Origin of the sequence: Nonomuraea bangladeshensis (assembly GCF_039529455.1) — a bacterium.
Lineage (GTDB): Bacteria > Actinomycetota > Actinomycetes > Streptosporangiales > Streptosporangiaceae > Nonomuraea > Nonomuraea bangladeshensis.
The window spans coordinates 801,883-817,180 of record NZ_BAAAMV010000002.1 but is presented as its reverse complement, the minus strand read 5'-3'; the positions used below and the strand labels follow the sequence as shown (position 1 = coordinate 817,180).

General features: G+C 73.4%; 14 protein-coding genes. 6 read left to right on the top strand and 8 right to left on the bottom strand.

Annotated features, from left to right (window positions below; all coding sequences use genetic code 11):
- Positions 1 to 10 precede the first annotated feature (10 nt).
- The 6 genes from ABD292_RS07940 to ABD292_RS07915 are packed head-to-tail and all read right to left on the bottom strand — an operon-like array spanning position 11 to position 7,357.
- Positions 11 to 937: an ROK family protein gene (locus ABD292_RS07940; protein ID WP_344206388.1), complete on the bottom strand. Its 927-nt coding sequence runs from the start codon at positions 935 to 937 to the stop codon at positions 11 to 13.
- Positions 934 to 1,863, bottom strand: coding sequence for a dihydrodipicolinate synthase family protein (locus tag ABD292_RS07935; RefSeq protein WP_344206387.1), 930 nt, complete (start codon positions 1,861 to 1,863; stop codon positions 934 to 936). The genes ABD292_RS07940 and ABD292_RS07935 overlap by 4 nt, the downstream gene beginning before the upstream one ends.
- Entirely contained in the window at positions 1,860 to 2,849 is a 990-nt protein-coding gene (locus ABD292_RS07930; protein WP_344206386.1) for an oligopeptide/dipeptide ABC transporter ATP-binding protein, read from the bottom strand. Before ABD292_RS07930 ends, ABD292_RS07935 begins: the two co-directional genes overlap by 4 nt.
- Entirely contained in the window at positions 2,846 to 4,789 is a 1,944-nt protein-coding gene (locus ABD292_RS07925) for a dipeptide/oligopeptide/nickel ABC transporter permease/ATP-binding protein (protein ID WP_344206385.1), read from the bottom strand. The genes ABD292_RS07930 and ABD292_RS07925 overlap by 4 nt, the downstream gene beginning before the upstream one ends.
- Before the next feature lie 3 nt (positions 4,790 to 4,792).
- Positions 4,793 to 5,743, bottom strand: coding sequence for an ABC transporter permease (locus tag ABD292_RS07920; RefSeq protein WP_344206384.1), 951 nt, complete (start codon positions 5,741 to 5,743; stop codon positions 4,793 to 4,795).
- Between the two features lie 24 nt (positions 5,744 to 5,767).
- Positions 5,768 to 7,357: an ABC transporter substrate-binding protein gene (locus ABD292_RS07915; protein WP_344206383.1), complete on the bottom strand. Its 1,590-nt coding sequence runs from the start codon at positions 7,355 to 7,357 to the stop codon at positions 5,768 to 5,770.
- A 131-nt stretch (positions 7,358 to 7,488) separates the two neighbouring features.
- Between ABD292_RS07915 and ABD292_RS07910 the strand changes: the two genes are divergently transcribed.
- Positions 7,489 to 8,211, top strand: a complete 723-nt coding sequence (locus tag ABD292_RS07910; protein ID WP_344206382.1) for a FadR/GntR family transcriptional regulator — start codon at positions 7,489 to 7,491, stop codon at positions 8,209 to 8,211.
- Positions 8,212 to 8,321: 110 nt separating this feature from the next.
- The gene (locus ABD292_RS07905; RefSeq protein WP_344206381.1) at positions 8,322 to 9,797 is read left to right on the top strand and encodes a sialidase family protein; all 1,476 of its coding nucleotides are present in this window, start codon (positions 8,322 to 8,324) and stop codon (positions 9,795 to 9,797) included.
- Positions 9,798 to 9,802: 5 nt separating this feature from the next.
- Here ABD292_RS07905 and ABD292_RS07900 read toward each other — a convergent pair whose 3' ends face one another.
- Positions 9,803 to 11,644, bottom strand: a complete 1,842-nt coding sequence (locus tag ABD292_RS07900; protein ID WP_344206380.1) for a SpoIIE family protein phosphatase — start codon at positions 11,642 to 11,644, stop codon at positions 9,803 to 9,805.
- A 281-nt stretch (positions 11,645 to 11,925) separates the two neighbouring features.
- On the opposite strand from ABD292_RS07900, the gene ABD292_RS07895 reads away from it, so the two are divergent.
- From ABD292_RS07895 to ABD292_RS07880, 4 genes are all read left to right on the top strand, one after another.
- Positions 11,926 to 13,062, top strand: a complete 1,137-nt coding sequence (locus ABD292_RS07895) for an aromatic ring-hydroxylating oxygenase subunit alpha (protein ID WP_344206379.1) — start codon at positions 11,926 to 11,928, stop codon at positions 13,060 to 13,062.
- 188 nt (positions 13,063 to 13,250) lie between these two features.
- Positions 13,251 to 13,457 (top strand): cold-shock protein, encoded by a 207-nt coding sequence (locus ABD292_RS07890; RefSeq protein WP_091085183.1) that lies wholly within the window; start codon positions 13,251 to 13,253, stop codon positions 13,455 to 13,457.
- Between the two features lie 150 nt (positions 13,458 to 13,607).
- Entirely contained in the window at positions 13,608 to 13,838 is a 231-nt protein-coding gene (locus tag ABD292_RS07885) for a hypothetical protein (protein WP_344206378.1), read from the top strand.
- A gap of 172 nt (positions 13,839 to 14,010) precedes the next feature.
- A complete protein-coding gene (locus tag ABD292_RS07880) occupies positions 14,011 to 14,304 on the top strand; it encodes a hypothetical protein (protein WP_344206377.1) in 294 nt (97 codons plus the stop codon).
- A gap of 11 nt (positions 14,305 to 14,315) precedes the next feature.
- Here ABD292_RS07880 and ABD292_RS07875 read toward each other — a convergent pair whose 3' ends face one another.
- Complete coding sequence (locus ABD292_RS07875; protein WP_344206376.1) at positions 14,316 to 15,248, bottom strand: alpha/beta hydrolase; 933 nt, start codon at positions 15,246 to 15,248, stop codon at positions 14,316 to 14,318.
- Positions 15,249 to 15,298 lie beyond the last annotated feature (50 nt).

The following is a 15,298-nucleotide window of genomic DNA, read 5'->3' as shown; positions in this document are numbered from 1 at the left end:
GCGGTAGGGGTCATTCTGGCGCCGGCCCGCGAAAGTCCGTGGTCAGGGCCAGGCGGGCGGCGCCGAGGAGGGCGGCGGTTGCGGAGAGGGCGGCGGGCCGGACCGGGACGTCCCGGAGGGCGGGCAGCGTCTCGGCGGCGACTGCCGCGCGCAACGGCCCCCACCAGGGCTCGCCGCATCCGGCGACGCCCCCGCCGACGATCACGATCTCGGGGTCGAGGACGTTCATCAGCCCGCCGATCGCCTGGCCGAGCGCGGTCGCGCCGGTGGCCAGGACCTCGGCCGCCACCGGATCGCCCGCAGCGGCCAGCCGGGCGACCTCGGCGAGGCCGCCGGGGGTCTCCGTCCCGGCCCGGCGGCGGTACGCGCCGAGCAGCGCAGGCCCGGACGCGACCGCCTCCACGTGCCCCTGGCCGCCGCACGGGCACGGCAGCCCGGCCGCCGCCGCCACGGGGACGTGCCCCGCGTGGCCGGCCACCGCGTGCGCCCCGTGCCGGACCCGCCCGCCGAGGACGAGCGAGGCCCCGACGCCGGTGCCGACGGCGACGAGCAGGACGTCGGCGCGGCCGGCGGCGGCGCCGCGCCACAGCTCGCCGAGGGCGTGCGCGTGCACGTCGTTGTCGACGGCCACCGGCAGGCCGAGCCCGCGCGACAGCTCGCCGCGCAGGTCGGTGCCGGCCCAGCCGGCGAGCGCGCTGGTGGCGGAGACGACCACCCCGCGTACGGGGTCGATGACGCCCGCGCTGCCGACGCCGACGGTGGTCACGCCATCCCGGAGGAGGGAGCGGACGAGGCCGGCGGCCGTGGTGAGGATCGCCTCGCGGCCCTCGGCGCCGGGGGTGGGCCTGGTCGCGGTCTCCAGCAGCTCGCCGGAGGGATCGACCAGGCCGGCGGCGGTCTTCGTCCCGCCGATGTCGAGGCCGACGACGAGACTCACAGCAGCCCGGCCTCCTCCAGCCGGGCGGCCACGGTCCGGGTCTCCTCGGCGGTCAGCTCGCGCATCGGCGCGGCGACGGCGGCCCGGTCGATGACCTTCCGCAGGGCGAGCGCGGTCTTGAACGCGCCGACGCCCCGCGTGCTGCCGCCCGCGCTGTCCGGGAAAGCGGCCTCGACGATGCGGAACAGCCGGGCCAGGCGGTCCTGCTCGGCCCTGGCGTCCGCCCAGCGGGCCTCGGCGCAGGCCCGCAGCAGCCGTACGTAGCCGTGCGGGTCGACGTTGGCGAGGCCGGGCACGGCGCCGTCGGCTCCGGCCAGCATCATCGCGTCGACCACGACCTCGTGCCCGGTCAGCGCCGAGAAGCCCGGCATCCCGGACGTGCCCAGGACGACCTGGCGGAAGCCGACGTCGTCGCCGCTGGAGTCCTTGAGTCCGTCGATGACGCCGTCGGCGGCCAGCGTCAGGGTCTGCTCGACGGTGAGCTTGGTGTGCACCGACACCGGCACGTCGTAGGCGAGGAGCGGCACCTCGACGGCCGCCTTGACGGCGCGGAAGTGCCGGTCGACCTCGACGGGGTGGACGCGGGCGTAGAACGGCGGGGTCACCACGACGGCGTCCGCGCCGAGCTTGGCGGCGATCTCGGCCCGTTCGATCACGCGGGGGGTGGTGGTCTCGATGCAGCCGGCGAGCACGGGCACCCGGCCCGCCGCCGTCCGGATCACGACCTCCAGCGCCCTGTCCCGGCGGGAGTCGGTGAGGAAGGCGCTCTCGCCGGAGCTGCCGAGCGCGAACAGCGCGTCGACACCCGCCTCGATCAGGAACTCGACCAGCCGCTCCAGCGATGCCGCGTCGACCTCGCCCTCCGTCGTCAGTGGCGTGACGATCGGGGGGACGACGCCGCGGAAGCGGGGTGTGCGGGGACTCAAAGGACGCTCCTTACAGGGGTTTCGGGGTGGAGGCAGTGCCAGGAGTGCGCCGGGTCGGCTTCGGCGTGCGTCGCGGAAGGGAACTCGGCGGCGCACGCGTCGCTGGCCTTCCAGCAGCGGGTGCGGAAGGGACATCCGGACGGCGGGTGGGTGGCCGACGGGACCGGGCCGGTGAGGACGATCCGCTCGCCGTCGTCGAGCAGGCTGGGCGTGGCGGAGAACAGGGCCCGGGTGTAGGGGTGGCGGGCGTGCCCGGCCACCTCGGCGGTCGGGCCTTCCTCGACGACCCGGCCGAGGTACATCACCGCGATCCGGTCGGCCAGGTAGCGCACCGTCTGGATGTCGTGGGAGATGAACACCAGCCCCAGCCCGAGCTCGGTCCGCAGGTCGAGCAGCAGGTTGAGCACCTGGGCCCGGACGGAGACGTCGAGCGCGCTGGTGGGCTCGTCGGCGACGATCACGTCGGGTTCGAGGGTCAGGGCGCGCGCGACGGCGACCCGCTGGCGCTGCCCGCCGGACAGCTGGCCGGGGAGCGCCGCGGCGACGTGGCCGGGCAGCCCGACGAGGTCGAGCAGGTCGCGTACCCGCTCCTCGCGCCGGCGGGGCGTCCCCCTGCGGTGCACGTCGAGCGGGTCGCGCAGGATGCGGCGGACGGGCAGGCGAGGGTTCAGCGCGGTGGAGGCGTCCTGGAACACCATGGCGACCGCGGCGCCGGCCTCGCGGCGGCGGCGCCTGGCCGGCAGCGTCCACAGGTCCTCGCCGCGGAAGCGCACCGTTCCGGAGGTGGGGGCCTGGAGGCCGACCACCACCTTGGCCAGGGTGGACTTGCCGCACCCCGACTCGCCGACCACGCCGAGGATCTCGCCGCGGCGTACGGACACGGTGGCGTCGCTGAGCGCGTGCACCTTGTCGCGGTGGATCAGCCCGCCGCTGCGCGCGGTGTGCACGACGTGCACGTGTTCGAGGCTGACGACGGGTTCGGTCACGACTGTCCCCCTCCAGGGTGGAAGCAGGCCCGCGCGTGCTCGCGCGGATCGCCGGCCAGCGGCGGCGTCTCGGCGCGGCAGAGCGCGTCGGCCGCCGGGCACCGGTTGGCGAAGCGGCAGCCGGGCCCGAAGTCCTGCGGGGCGGGCACCATGCCGGCCACCTGGTGCAGCCGCTTCGCCCCCGCTTCCAAGGTGAGCACCGAGCCGAGCAGGCCGCGGGCGTAGTGGTGGCGGGCGTCGGACAGCAGCGAGCCGGTGGCGCCGACCTCGGCGAGCTGGCCCGCGTACATGACGGCGACGCGGTGCACGAGCTGCCCGACCAGGCCGAGGTCGTGGGAGACCAGCACCATGGCGAAGCCGAGCTCCTCGCGCAGCCGGATCAGCAGCTCGACCACCTGGGCCTGCACGGTCACGTCGAGCGCGGTGGTCGGCTCGTCGGCGACCAGCAGGCGCGGGCTGCGGGACAGCGCCATCGCGATGAGCACCCGCTGGCGCTGGCCGCCGGACAGCTCGTGGGGGTAGCTGCTCGGGGTGCGGCGCGGGTCGAGGCCGACGAGTTCGAGCAGCTCCTCCGGCGTACGGGTGCCGCCCCGTCTGGTGAGCTGGCGCAGCTGGGTGCCGACGAGGACGGACGGGTTCAGCGACGACATGGCGTCCTGGTAGACCATGGCGATCTCCGGGCCGGAGATGGCCCGCCGCTCGCGGGGCGGCAGGTCGAGGATGTCGCGGCCCTCGTACAGGATGCGGCCGCTGGTCTCGGCGCCGCGCGGCAGCAACCCCATGATCGCCAGGCTGGTCAGGCTCTTGCCGCAGCCGGACTCCCCCACCAGGCCCAGCGTCTCGCCGACGCGTACGTCGAAGGAGAGCCCCTGGACGACGGGGACGTCGCCGTAGCGCTGCGGGAAGCGGATCGTGAGGTCCTCGACCGACAGCAGGGGCGCGGCCCCGGGCGGCAGCGGCGGGACGCGCGGCGCCCGTTCGCGCACCCGGTCGGCGAGCCGGGCGAGCGCGTCGTCCACCTCGGCGGCCTGCGCGGGGGCGGTCCGCGGTGCGGCCTCCTCCTCGGCGCGGGCGGCCGCCGTGCGGCGGGCCGAGCGTGGCGCGGCCCAGGCGTCGGTCAGCCCCTCGGCCAGCAGGTTGAGCGCGAGGACGGTGACGAGGATCGCCAGGCCGGGGAAGAACGTGGCCCACCAGCCGCCGGACAGCACGATCTGCCGGCCGTAGGCGAGGACGTTGCCCCAGCTCGGGGCCGGGTCCTGGATGCCCGCGCCGATGAAGGACAGGCTGGCCTCGAAGATGATCGCGTCGGCCACGAGGACGGTGGCGAAGACCATGATCGGCGCGGCGCAGTTGACGGCGACGTGCCTGATCAGGATGTGCCTGCGGGGCGCGCCGAGCACCTGCTCCGCGGCGACGTAGTCCTCGCCGTACTGGGCGAGGACGTTGGCGCGTACGACGCGGGTGAGCTGCGGCACGTACAGGAAGGCGATCGTCATGATGAGGACGGGCAGGTGGCGGCCGAACACCGCGACGAGCACCGCGGCGAGCGCGATGCCGGGGAAGGCCATGATCACGTCCAGGACGCGCATGATGCCCTCGTTGACGGCCTTGCGCGAGGTGGCCGCGAGGCTGCCCAGCACCGCGCCGGCCAGCACGGCGAGCGCGGTGGCGCCGAGGCCGATGAGCAGCGAGGAGCGGGCGCCGTGCGCGATCCTGGCGAACACGTCGCGCCCGGCCCGGTCGGTGCCGAGCCAGTGGTCGCCACCCGGCGGGGCGGCGGGCGTGCCGGTCGCGAGCGGGTCGCCGGCGAACAGCGGCGCGAGCACCGCGAACAGCGCGACGGCGACCAGCACGGCCAGGGAGACGGCGGCGACCGGCGAGAGGCGGCGGAAGCCGATCCCGGCCCGGGACAGCCGGGCGGTCAGTCCTGCTCTGAGCATGTCTCACACCACCCTGATCCGCGGGTTGAGGACGAGGTAGAGCAGGTCCACCACCAGGTTGACGACGAGGAACGCCAGCGCGATCGTCAGCACCGCGCCCTGCACCAGCGCCACGTCGCCGTTGGTGACGCCTTCGAGGATGAGCTTGCCCATCCCGGGCAGGTCGAAGATCGTCTCGATGACGACGGCGCCGCTCAGGAGGTAGCCGACCCGCAGGCCGAGCACGGTCAGCGGGGTGATGAGGGCGTTGCGCAGCGCTCCGCGGACGACGACGGCGCGGGGCAGGCCGTTGCCGGTCGCCGTCCGTACGTAGTCCTTGTCGAGTTCCTCCACCATCGAGGTGCGCACCAGGCGCGACAGCGAGGCCGCGACGGGCACGGCGATCGCCACCGCGGGCAGCGTGAGCGACCGCAGCCAGCCCGCCGGGGAGTCGGCCGGGTTGACGTAGCCGCCGGTCGGGAAGACGTCGAGGCCGAGCGCGAACTCCTGGATGAGCAGGATGCCCAGCCAGAACGAGGGCACCGCCACCCCGGCGACGGACAGCACGCGGGTGAGCTGGTCCGGCCACCGGTCCCGGTACAGCGCGCCGACGACGCCGAAGGCCAGGGCGCCGGCGACGGCGAGCACCAGGCCGAGGGCGGTGAGCTGCATGGTGAGGGGGAAGGCCGTGACGACCCGGTCCACCACAGGGGCGGCCGGCGGGGCGGTGTAGCCCAGGTCGCCCTGAACGAGCTGCCCCAGGAAGCGCACGTAGCGCACCGGGAGCGGGTCGTCCAGGCCGTGCTCGGCCCGGTAGGCGGCACGCGCCTCTGGGCTCGCGCCTTCGCCCAGCGCGTTGTAGGCCGGGTCGTTGGGCGAGAACTGGAGGACCACGAAGACCAGCAGGGTGACGCCCAGCAGCATGGGCGGCAGCGTCACCAGCCGTCTCGCGGTCATCCGGAGGAATGCGAACATGGTGCTTTCTTGTCGGAGCGGGGGTCAGACGCGCGCGACGTCGAGGAAGGACAGGCCCGTCGTGGGGATGGGCTTGAAGCCGGACAGTACCTTGTCGTCCCAGGCGGTCGGCAGCTTGCGGTGCAGGATCGGGTAGAGCGGGGCCTCCTCGGCGGCCAGGTCCACCGCCTGGGCCCACAGCTTCTTCTGCTCGGCGGCGTCGTCGGTCTGGACCGCGGCGTCGAGCAGCTCCAGCATCTTCTTCGCCTCGGCGGTGCCGTCCCAGCGGTAGCGCTTGGCAGGCCAGATGCCGTCGTAGAACCAGCGCAGCAGCAGGTCCATGTCGTTGCCGAAGACCGAGGGGTCGCCGGGCGCGACCAGGACCTCGAACTCGCCGGGGTCGATCTTGTTGGTGTACTGGCCGCCGGACTGGCCGATGTCGAGGGTGGTGGAGACGCCGACGGCGTCCCAGGACTCCTTGATGATGGGGACGATGTCCTTCACCCAGCCGGCGTCCGTGGTGACCATGGTGACGTCGAGCTTGTCGACGCCGGCCTCCTTGAGCAGGGCCTTGGCCTTGTCGGGGTCGTAGCCGTAGACGGTGGCGGCGCGGGCGTAGGCGGGGTGCGTCTCCTGGACGTAGCCGGTGGCGGCGGCGCCGTTGCCGAGCATGCCGGTCCGGATGACCTTGTCCTTGTCGATGGCGTAGTGCAGCGCCTGGCGCACCCGCTTGTCGTCGAAGGGCTTGCGGGAGCAGTTGAACATGAGGAAGAGCAGGCCGAAGGACTGGACCGACTCCATCTTGTGCTTCTGGCCCACCTTCTCGGCGTCGAGGTAGGGGACGTCCTCGATGGCGGCGACGCGCCCCGACTCCAGCGCGGTCACCCGCGCCGACGGGTCGGACAGCAGCCGCCAGGTCATGCTCTTGACCTTCGCGGGCCGCGGGCCGTTGTACTTGTCCCACCGCTCGAAGACGATCTTGTCCTCCTTGGTGGCCTCAACCACGCGGTACGGGCCGGAGCCCACCGGCTTGGCGTCGAAGCCGGCCTTGTCCTTCTCCACGAGCGCCTTCGGCACGACCTTGACGACCGCCAGCCGCTCCTTCAGCAGCGGGAAGGCGTGCTTGAGCTTGATCTCCACGGTCTTGTCGTCCACGGCGGTGACCTGCGACACGAACGGGATGAACTGCACCATGAGGGAGGCGTTGGCCGGGTCCAGCACGCGGGCGAAGCTGAAGGCCACGTCGGCGGCCGTGACCGGCGAGCCGTCGTGGAAGGTGGCGCCGTCGCGCAGGCCGATCCTCACGGTGGTGTCGTCCACCTGCTGCGGCTCGCCGGCCGCGAGGGCCGCGTACGACTCGCGGGTGACCGGGTCGAGGTCGAACAGCGCCTCGAAGACGTGCATGTTGGCGGCGACGGGGGTGGCGCCGGAGGAGGTCATCGGGTCGAACCCGGTCGACAGCGCGTACGAGATGCCCGCCTCGATCGTGTCGGCGCCGGCGGCGGGGGCCGCGCTGCCGGTGGAGGCGGGGCCGGAGCAGGCGGCGAGCGAGCCCGTGAAAGCGGTGGCGGCGCTCACGGCCCCCACGAACCGCAGGAAGTCGCGGCGGTTGACGGACGCTTGGGGGTTGGGCATGGCGTCCCCTCTCGGGTGGTGGTGCGGGTTCTGGATGTCACGCCGAGGCGCATGGGCATACGATGTCTGACGTCTAACGTCGGTCTGCGCGAATGTAGACGACTTATGAACGAAAGGGCAAGATGTTGGCCGTGATCGACCCCATCTCGCGACCCGCTCGCAGTGCGCAACTACGCCCGCGCGAGGTGGCGGAGCGCATCAAGCAGTACATCCTGCAGAACCGCCTCGGCCCCGGCGACGCCCTGCCCACCGAGGCGGAGCTGTGCGCGGCGGTCGGCGCGAGCCGGTCCAGCGTGCGCGAGGCGATCCGGATCCTCACCGCGCTCGACATCGTCGAGGTCAGGCACGGTTACGGCACCTACGTCGGCACGCTGTCGCTGGCCGCCCTGGTCGAGAGCCTCACCTTCCGCGGCCTGCTCAGCCGCGACGACGACTTCCGGGTGCTGGCCGAGCTGGTCGAGGTGCGCCAGACGCTGGAGCAGGGGCTGGCCGCCGCCATCACCACCGCGCTCGACCAGGACCTGCACCTGGAGCTGGGGCGGCTCGCCGACCAGATGGACGAGCGGGCGCGGGCCGGCAAGACGTTCATCGAGCAGGACAGGGAGTTCCACCTGCTGCTCATGAAGCCGCTCGGCAACGAGCTGGTCACCCAGCTCACGGCCGCCTTCTGGGACGTGCACGCGATCGTGGCGCCGGCGCTGCACACCACGCCCGCGTCGGTGCGCGAGACGGTGGCGGCGCACCACGCGATCGTCGAGGCGCTGTTCGCCCGCGACCTCGACGGGTTCACCGACGCGGTCGCCGCCCACTACGCGCCCGTCCGGCGGCACCTCAAGGAGAACCGCGGGCTCTGACCCTAGGGCCGGAGGGGGGCGTTGACGGGTCGCCGCCGGCGATCTAGCGTACGGGACGTCTGACGTCTGACGCTCGGTTGCTCTTTCACCCCCTCGACCAAGGAGCGATCATGCTGCGCGGCCTCTTAGCCCTCGTCCTGTTCCTCGCGGCCACGGCCGCCCTCTCCCCCGCGCCCGCCGCCGCGGACGCCTCCGGCATCTCGGCGACCGCCGGGTTCGACTGCACCGACAGCCGCCTCCAGCTCGTCCTGGAGAACCGCACCGGCACGCAGCGGACATTCGCGGTCACCTGGCCGGGCCGCAGCGGCTCGCCGTGGACGCGCACGATCGCCGCGGGCGGCAACGCGCTGCTCTACTGGACGGTGCCCGCGGGGACGCCCTACTCGCTGCGGACCGTGACCGACGGGTTCGACACCACCCGCTCCGGCACCGCCCGCTGCGGCCTGGCCGCCGGCACGCCGCAGCTCAACTCGACCACGCTGCTGCGCACCAGCACCACGATCAGCGGGCTCAACGGCCCGGACGGCACGTACGCCGGCACCGTGAAGTCGGTGCGCATCCCCGGCATGGCGGTCACCGGCGACGGCACGATCCTCGCCGTCGCCGACGCCCGCGTGGACGGCTCGTACGACCTCGGCGGCGGCACCAACAACATCCAGATCGTGCTGATGCGCAGCACCGACGGCGGCCTGACCTGGCAGGCGCCGCGCGTCATCCACCACGCGGCCACCACGTCGGAGGGCGTCGGCGACCCCAGCGTGCTGGTCGACCGGGCGAGCGGGGCCGCCTACGTCTTCTTCACCTACTCGCCGCGGCCCGGCATCAGCTTCTGGTCCGCCGGGTCCGGCTCGAACGCCGCCGGCGACCGCGACAGCCTGCACGTTCAGTACGTCAAGAGCACCGACCACGGCGTGACGTGGAGCGCGCCCGTGGAGCTCAACCCGTCCGTCAAGGACCCGAGCTGGCAGCAGCTCTTCGCCTCCTCCGGGCACGGCGTCCAGACCAGCACCGGCCGGCTGGTGCAGCCCATCGTCTACCGCGACGCCGCGGGCACCAGCCACGCGGCGAACATCTACAGCGACGACCACGGCGTCACCTGGCGGCGCGGCTCCTCCGCGGCCGGCGGCGTGAACGAGAGCAAGGCCGTCGAGCGCTCCACCGGCGCCGTCACCCAGAACATGCGGCACAACTCCGTCCGCTCCCGCTACCTCGCCACCTCCACCGACGGCGGGGTGACGTTCGGCGCGGCCACGGCCAGCGCGGTGCTGAACGACCCGCTGTGCAACGCCGACGAGCTGTCCTACCTCACGCCCGCGCAGCGCGGCTCGAACGGCGCGCCCGTCCGCACCGCGACGACCCTCTACAGCGGCAACGCGCACCCGAGCGCGCGCAGCGACCTGACCGTACGCCTGTCCACCGACGACGGCGCCACCTGGCCGACCAGGGCGCTGATCAGGACCGGCACGGCCGGCTACTCCACCATGGCCGTGCTCGCCAACGGCCAGGTCGGCGTGCTCTACGAGGTCGGCGACACCGGCGGCATCGTCTTCGCCCGCTTCACGCTCGACTGGCTGCGGACCGCCTGACCCGTCTACCGGTGCGGCACCCGGATGGCGAGCAGCGCGATGTCGTCGTCCGGGTGGTCCCCGGCCACCGCGGCCACGGCGTTCAGCAGGTCGGGCAGCGGCCGGTCCCTGCAGGCGCCCAGCACGGCGATGACCTCGGCCGTCGCCTCGTCGATGGTGGTGCCCGGCCGGTCCACGAGCCCGTCGGTGTAGAGCAGCAGGACGGCGCCCGGCTTGAGGAAGCGCTGATGGTCGTGGCGCGGGCCGGGGTCCAGGCCGGGGAACAGCAGGACGCCGTGCTCCTCCAGGCACTCGGCCGGCGCGCCGGGACGCGCCAGCAGCGGCGGCGGATGCCCCGCGTTGGTCCAGGTGAAGCACCAGCTCCCGGACCTGGCGGCCGGGGCCAGGTGACCGAGGAGGAGCGTTCCACTCAGGTGCAGGTCCAGCACCCCGCAGGCCTGCTGGAGCGCAGTGACGGCGGCCGCGGGCCCCAGCCCCGGATGGTCGAGCACGGCCTGGCGCAGCATGGCGCGGGTCTGCCCCATGACGGTGGCGGCCTGCATGTCGTGGCCGGTGATGTCCCCGACCGCGATGGTCAGGGCGGAGGCCGCCGGGGTCTGGCCGGGCAGCGGGAAGGCGTCGTACCAGTCGCCGCCCACGAGGTCGTCGGTCGCCGCGGCCAGGTAGAGCGCGGCGAGGTCCAGGCCGGGGGCGGCCGGCAGGTCGGTCAGCATCGCGCTCTGCAGCTGGCGGGCCACGCTGACCCGCTCGTCCAGCACGCTGGCCCGCTGCACCGCCTGGCTGACGTAGCCGGCGATCGCGGTGAGCACCGCCCGTTCCGAGGGGCCCGCGTGGTGCGGCTCGCCCCAGCCGATCAGCAGCACCCCGTGCACCTCGCCGGCGTGCGCCAGCGGCACGCACACCAGCGCGCGGACGTCCAGCAGGGCGAACGCGCCCGCGACGCCCTCGCCGTACGCGCGGGCCAGCTCGCCGGGGTCGCCGGCGGAGACCAGCCGCCGCTCCCGCGCCGCGTGGGCCAGCGGATGGTTCTCGTCCAGCGCGCAGGAGAGCGCGGGCCCGGCGCCGGGCGGCACCGGCTCCGTCCCCGTGTCCGGCATCGGGCGCAGCCGGCCGTCCTGGAGCAGACTGAGGCTCGTACGCACGGGCTTGAGCGGGTCGCTGACCAGGTTGCGCAGCAGGTGCTGCACGTCGTCCAGGGTGGCCGCGCCCGCCAGCTCCTGCGAGGCGCGCAGCAGCAGCTCGGCGGCGTCCCATCCGGCCTGGGCCCGCACGCCCGCCTGCTCGGCCGCCAGCCTGGCCTGCTCCGCGACGCGGTGGTCCCGCTCGGCGTCCTGCTGCGCCAGCAGCGCGCTCCTGGCGGCGGCCCGCGACCGCAGCTCCGCCGAGCAGGCCGCCGCCAGGTCGGTCAGGTCCGCCAGCTGCGCGTCGGTCCATGCCCGCGCGGCGGGGCCGGCCGCGCACAACACGCCCAGCACCTGGCCGGCGACGGTCAGCGGCATCCCGGCGTAGGCGGCCAGGCCCCATTGCCGCTCGGCGACCGGCGGCTGCCCGGCGAAGCGGGCGTCGGCCCGCACGTCGGTCACGACCAGCGGCTCGCCGGTCGCCGTCACCCGGCCGGACAGCGAACGCGACAGCGGCAGCCGGCGCAGGGCGTCCCGCCGCTCCTTGAGCCCGACCAGGCCGGGCAGCGTCAGCCGGTCCGCCTCCGCCAGCGCCACCATCGCCACGGGCACGCCCATGACGCTGGCCGCGAGGCGGGCGAACCGCTCCATCCCCGCGTCGGGGGCCGGCGCCAGGCCGGCCTGCCGCGCGGCCGGGCGCCGGGCCGGCCCGGCCGGCCTCACCATCCGCGCCCGCCCGGACCCGAGGCCCCAGCACGGGGCCCCCGCCTTTTCATGGCCGGCCGAGTGGCCGAATCGCGCATCTTCCCCCGCTCGGTTCTCATCTCGATCTCCATACCATCGGGACAACGCCGTCCTACCCCGAACCCCGCCGACCCGATCGAAATTCGCCCGAAACCGCAGGTCAGCGGGGTTATGTCGAGGTGCGGCGAAAGGCGGATATTGATCCGCGGCCGTCCCGATCATTAGTCTCGGTGTCTGCGCACGTGCCCGCACTTGGAGGCCCGGTGAGCCCGGACACATCCCCCGACTTCGCGCGCATCGCCGCCGGATACGACCCCGATCCCGCGCTGTCGATGTCCCTGCACGCCGACGCCTACACCGATCCCGCCTGGTTCGCCGTCGACCAGCGGGAGATCTTCGCGCGCACCTGGCAGTGGCTGTGCCACGGGGAGAAGCTGCGCGAGCCGGGCGGTTACGTGACGGCCACGGTGGCCGGCATGCCGATCGTGGCCGTCCGCGACGAGGGCGGCACGCTGCGGGCGTTCTACAACGTGTGCAAGCACCGGGCGCACGAGCTGCTGTCGGGCTCGGGGGTGCGGCGCAGCATCGTGTGCCCGTACCACGCCTGGACCTTCGACCTGACCGGCCGGCTGCGGCGGGCGCGCAACACCGGCGGCATGCCGGGCTTCGACCCCTCAGGGGTGTGCCTTGACCGGGTCCAGGTGGCCGAGTTCGCCGGCATGGTCTACGTCAACCTCGACCCGGCGGCGGCGCCGCTGGCGGAGCAGGCGCCCGGGCTGGAGGCGGACGTCCTGGCCCGCGCCCCCGACGTGGCCGGGCTGACCCTCGCCCGCCGGCTCACCTACGACATCGCCTCCAACTGGAAGAACGTCGTCGACAACTTCCTGGAGTGCTACCACTGCCACGTGGCGCACAAGGACTTCGTGTCCCTGGTGGACATGAGCACCTACAAGGTCACCACGTACGGGATCTACTCCAGCCACATGGCCAGCGCCGGCACGGCCGCGAACTCCGCCTACGACGTGTCGGGCGCGACGGTCACCGAGCACGCGGTCTGGTGGCTGTGGCCCAACACCTGCCTGCTGCGCTACCCCGGGCGCGGGAACTTCATGGTGCTGCAGATCATCCCCGACGGGCCCGAGCGCACCCGCGAGACCTGGGACTTCTACCTGGAGACCGCCGAACCGGACGAGGCGGAGCTGGACAGCATCCGCTACATCGACGAGGTCCTCCAGGTGGAGGACATCGCCCTGGTGGAGAGCGTCCAGCGCGGCATGCGCACCCCCGCCTTCACCCAGGGGAAGATCGTGTACGACCCGGACGGGTCCGGCCTGTCGGAGCACGCCGTGCACCACTTCCACGGCCTGGTGCTCGACGCGTACCGGCGTGCCGGTGCGTGAGCAGGTGGGACGAGTGTGTTAGCCTGGACGGGTTGCAGTTATGGTACCCATAGGACTTATGCGCGCCTGACAGAGTGATCTTCGGGCGCGTTTTTTGTTGGCCGGTTTCCCCGGGGGGTTCATTGCGGCGGCACGAGATTCACGAGGTGTGAATTCTCAGTAAACGGCACTGTCAGAAGGAGATCGACATGGCCACCGGTACCGTCAAGTGGTTCAACTCGGAAAAGGGCTTCGGCTTCATCGCGCAGGACGGCGGCGGCGCCGACGTCTTCGCTCACTACTCCAGCATCGTCTCCAACGGCGGCTACCGTGAGCTGGTCGAGGGCCAGAAGGTTTCCTTCGACGTCGTCCAGGGCCAGAAGGGCCTGCAGGCGGAGAACATCGTCACCGCCTGACCCCGGCGCGTTCCGCCGCCGGCGCCCGCGCCTGACGCGGGCGCCGGCGGCTCGCCACGCCCGGATCGCCAGCCGGATCACCGCCGCGACATGCGGCGCATTTTCCCAGCTGGCTCGCTTTACCCGCAGGATGGGCGCATACTTGTTCAAATGAGACGTACTGCGCCCACAGTCCGGCGGCGGCCGCCCGGCAGCCCCTTCAACACCCCGGAAATCCCGGCTCCGCCGGTCGAGGAATACACGGTCGGCGACCGTGTCAGCCACGACAAGTACGGCCTCGGCCGGGTCCTCGCGGTCGAGCAGGACGTCGCCGTTCTCATTGACTTCGGCACCGCGACCTACCGCGTTCCCGCGCCGAACGCCAAGCTCGTGAAGCTGTGACGATCCTCGGCCGACCGTCCGACCATCCGGAGGACGCACCATCAGCGAGGCACCAGGTCACCCCACACGCCGTCGCATAGTCGAAAGCGCCGTCTTCGGCGCCCGCGACCGGTCCGGCCCCGAGGCCGCCCACTGGACCTGCCCCCACGGGCAGCACGTCGGCCAGGGCTGTGTGACCTGCTACCGCGCCGCGACCGAGGCCGACCCGGCGCTGCCGCTGTGGGACGCCGTGGCGTGGTTCACCTCGCCGAAACCGATCCCGATCAAGGTTCTGCACGACGTGCACCGTCACGGCCGCCACTTCCTGCTCGACCAGCCCTCGACGCCCCTGGTGTTCCTGCTGAGCGGGCAGGCCCGGGCGGCCCAGGCGGTGGAGGCGGTGGCGGGGCTGATCGGGTTCCTCATCGCGAACCGGAGCGTCGTCGACGACTTCACCGTGACGGAAGTGCGCGCCGTGCGGTTCTGACCGTCCCTTGATCAGAGGTGGGCGGCGAGGAAGTCGAGGATCTCCGCCCGCGCCGCCTCAGCCTGGGGCGCGAGGCCCGGCATGCTGAGGAACGCGTGCCCCGCCCCGGCGTACTCGGTGAGCCGCGCGGGCGTCCCGGCCGCCCGCAGCCGTTCGGCGTAGCGGCGGCCGTGGTCGGCCACCGGGTCCTCGGTCGGCACCACCACGAGCGCCGGGGCCAGCCCGCCCAGCTCGTCCGCGTGCAGCGGCGAGAGCGCGCGGGCGTCGGCCCCCGGCGGCACGGCGAGCCGCCGGAAGAGCCGCAACTGGGGCATGGAGAGCGCCGGGCTGCCGGCGTGCCGGGCGGTCGAGGGGTGGTCGAACATCGTCCCCGTCACGTCGGCCGCGGTGTTGACCAGCACCTGCGCCCGCAGGCCGAGGCCGGCCTCCCTGGCCCGGATCGCCGCCAGGGCGCTGATCAGCCCTCCGCAGCTCTCGCCGAAGACGGCGGCCCGCGCCGGGTCCACACCCCACTGCGCGGCGTGCTCCATCACGTGCCGCAGGACGTCCCAGCCGTCGTCCGCCGCCGCCGCCAGCGGGGTCCCCGGGGCGAGGAGGCGGTGCTCGACCGAGACGACGACCGCGGGCAACCGTACGGCGAGGTGGCTGTTCACCCAGTCGCTCTGCACCGCCGTGCCGACGAAGCCGCCGCCGTGCACGTGCAGCACGAGCGGCAGGTCCGCGCCGCCGCCTTCCGGCCGGTGGACGCGTACCGGGAGGTCGCGGCCGGGCAGGGGCACCTGGCACCAGTCGATCGAGGCGCCCGGTTCCGGGTCGCCGGTGATCGCGCGGGCCGCGGGGGACGCCCGTACGCGGTTCTCCGCGTCGCGGTAGGCGATCAGCTCCTCGTCGGTGACGGTGTCCCAGTCCGGCTCCGGCGGACGCTGCGCGGTGACCTCACTCATGACTTTCCTTCCGTCAGTTTCGATACTTGAGGTTTCGATACTCAAGGTAG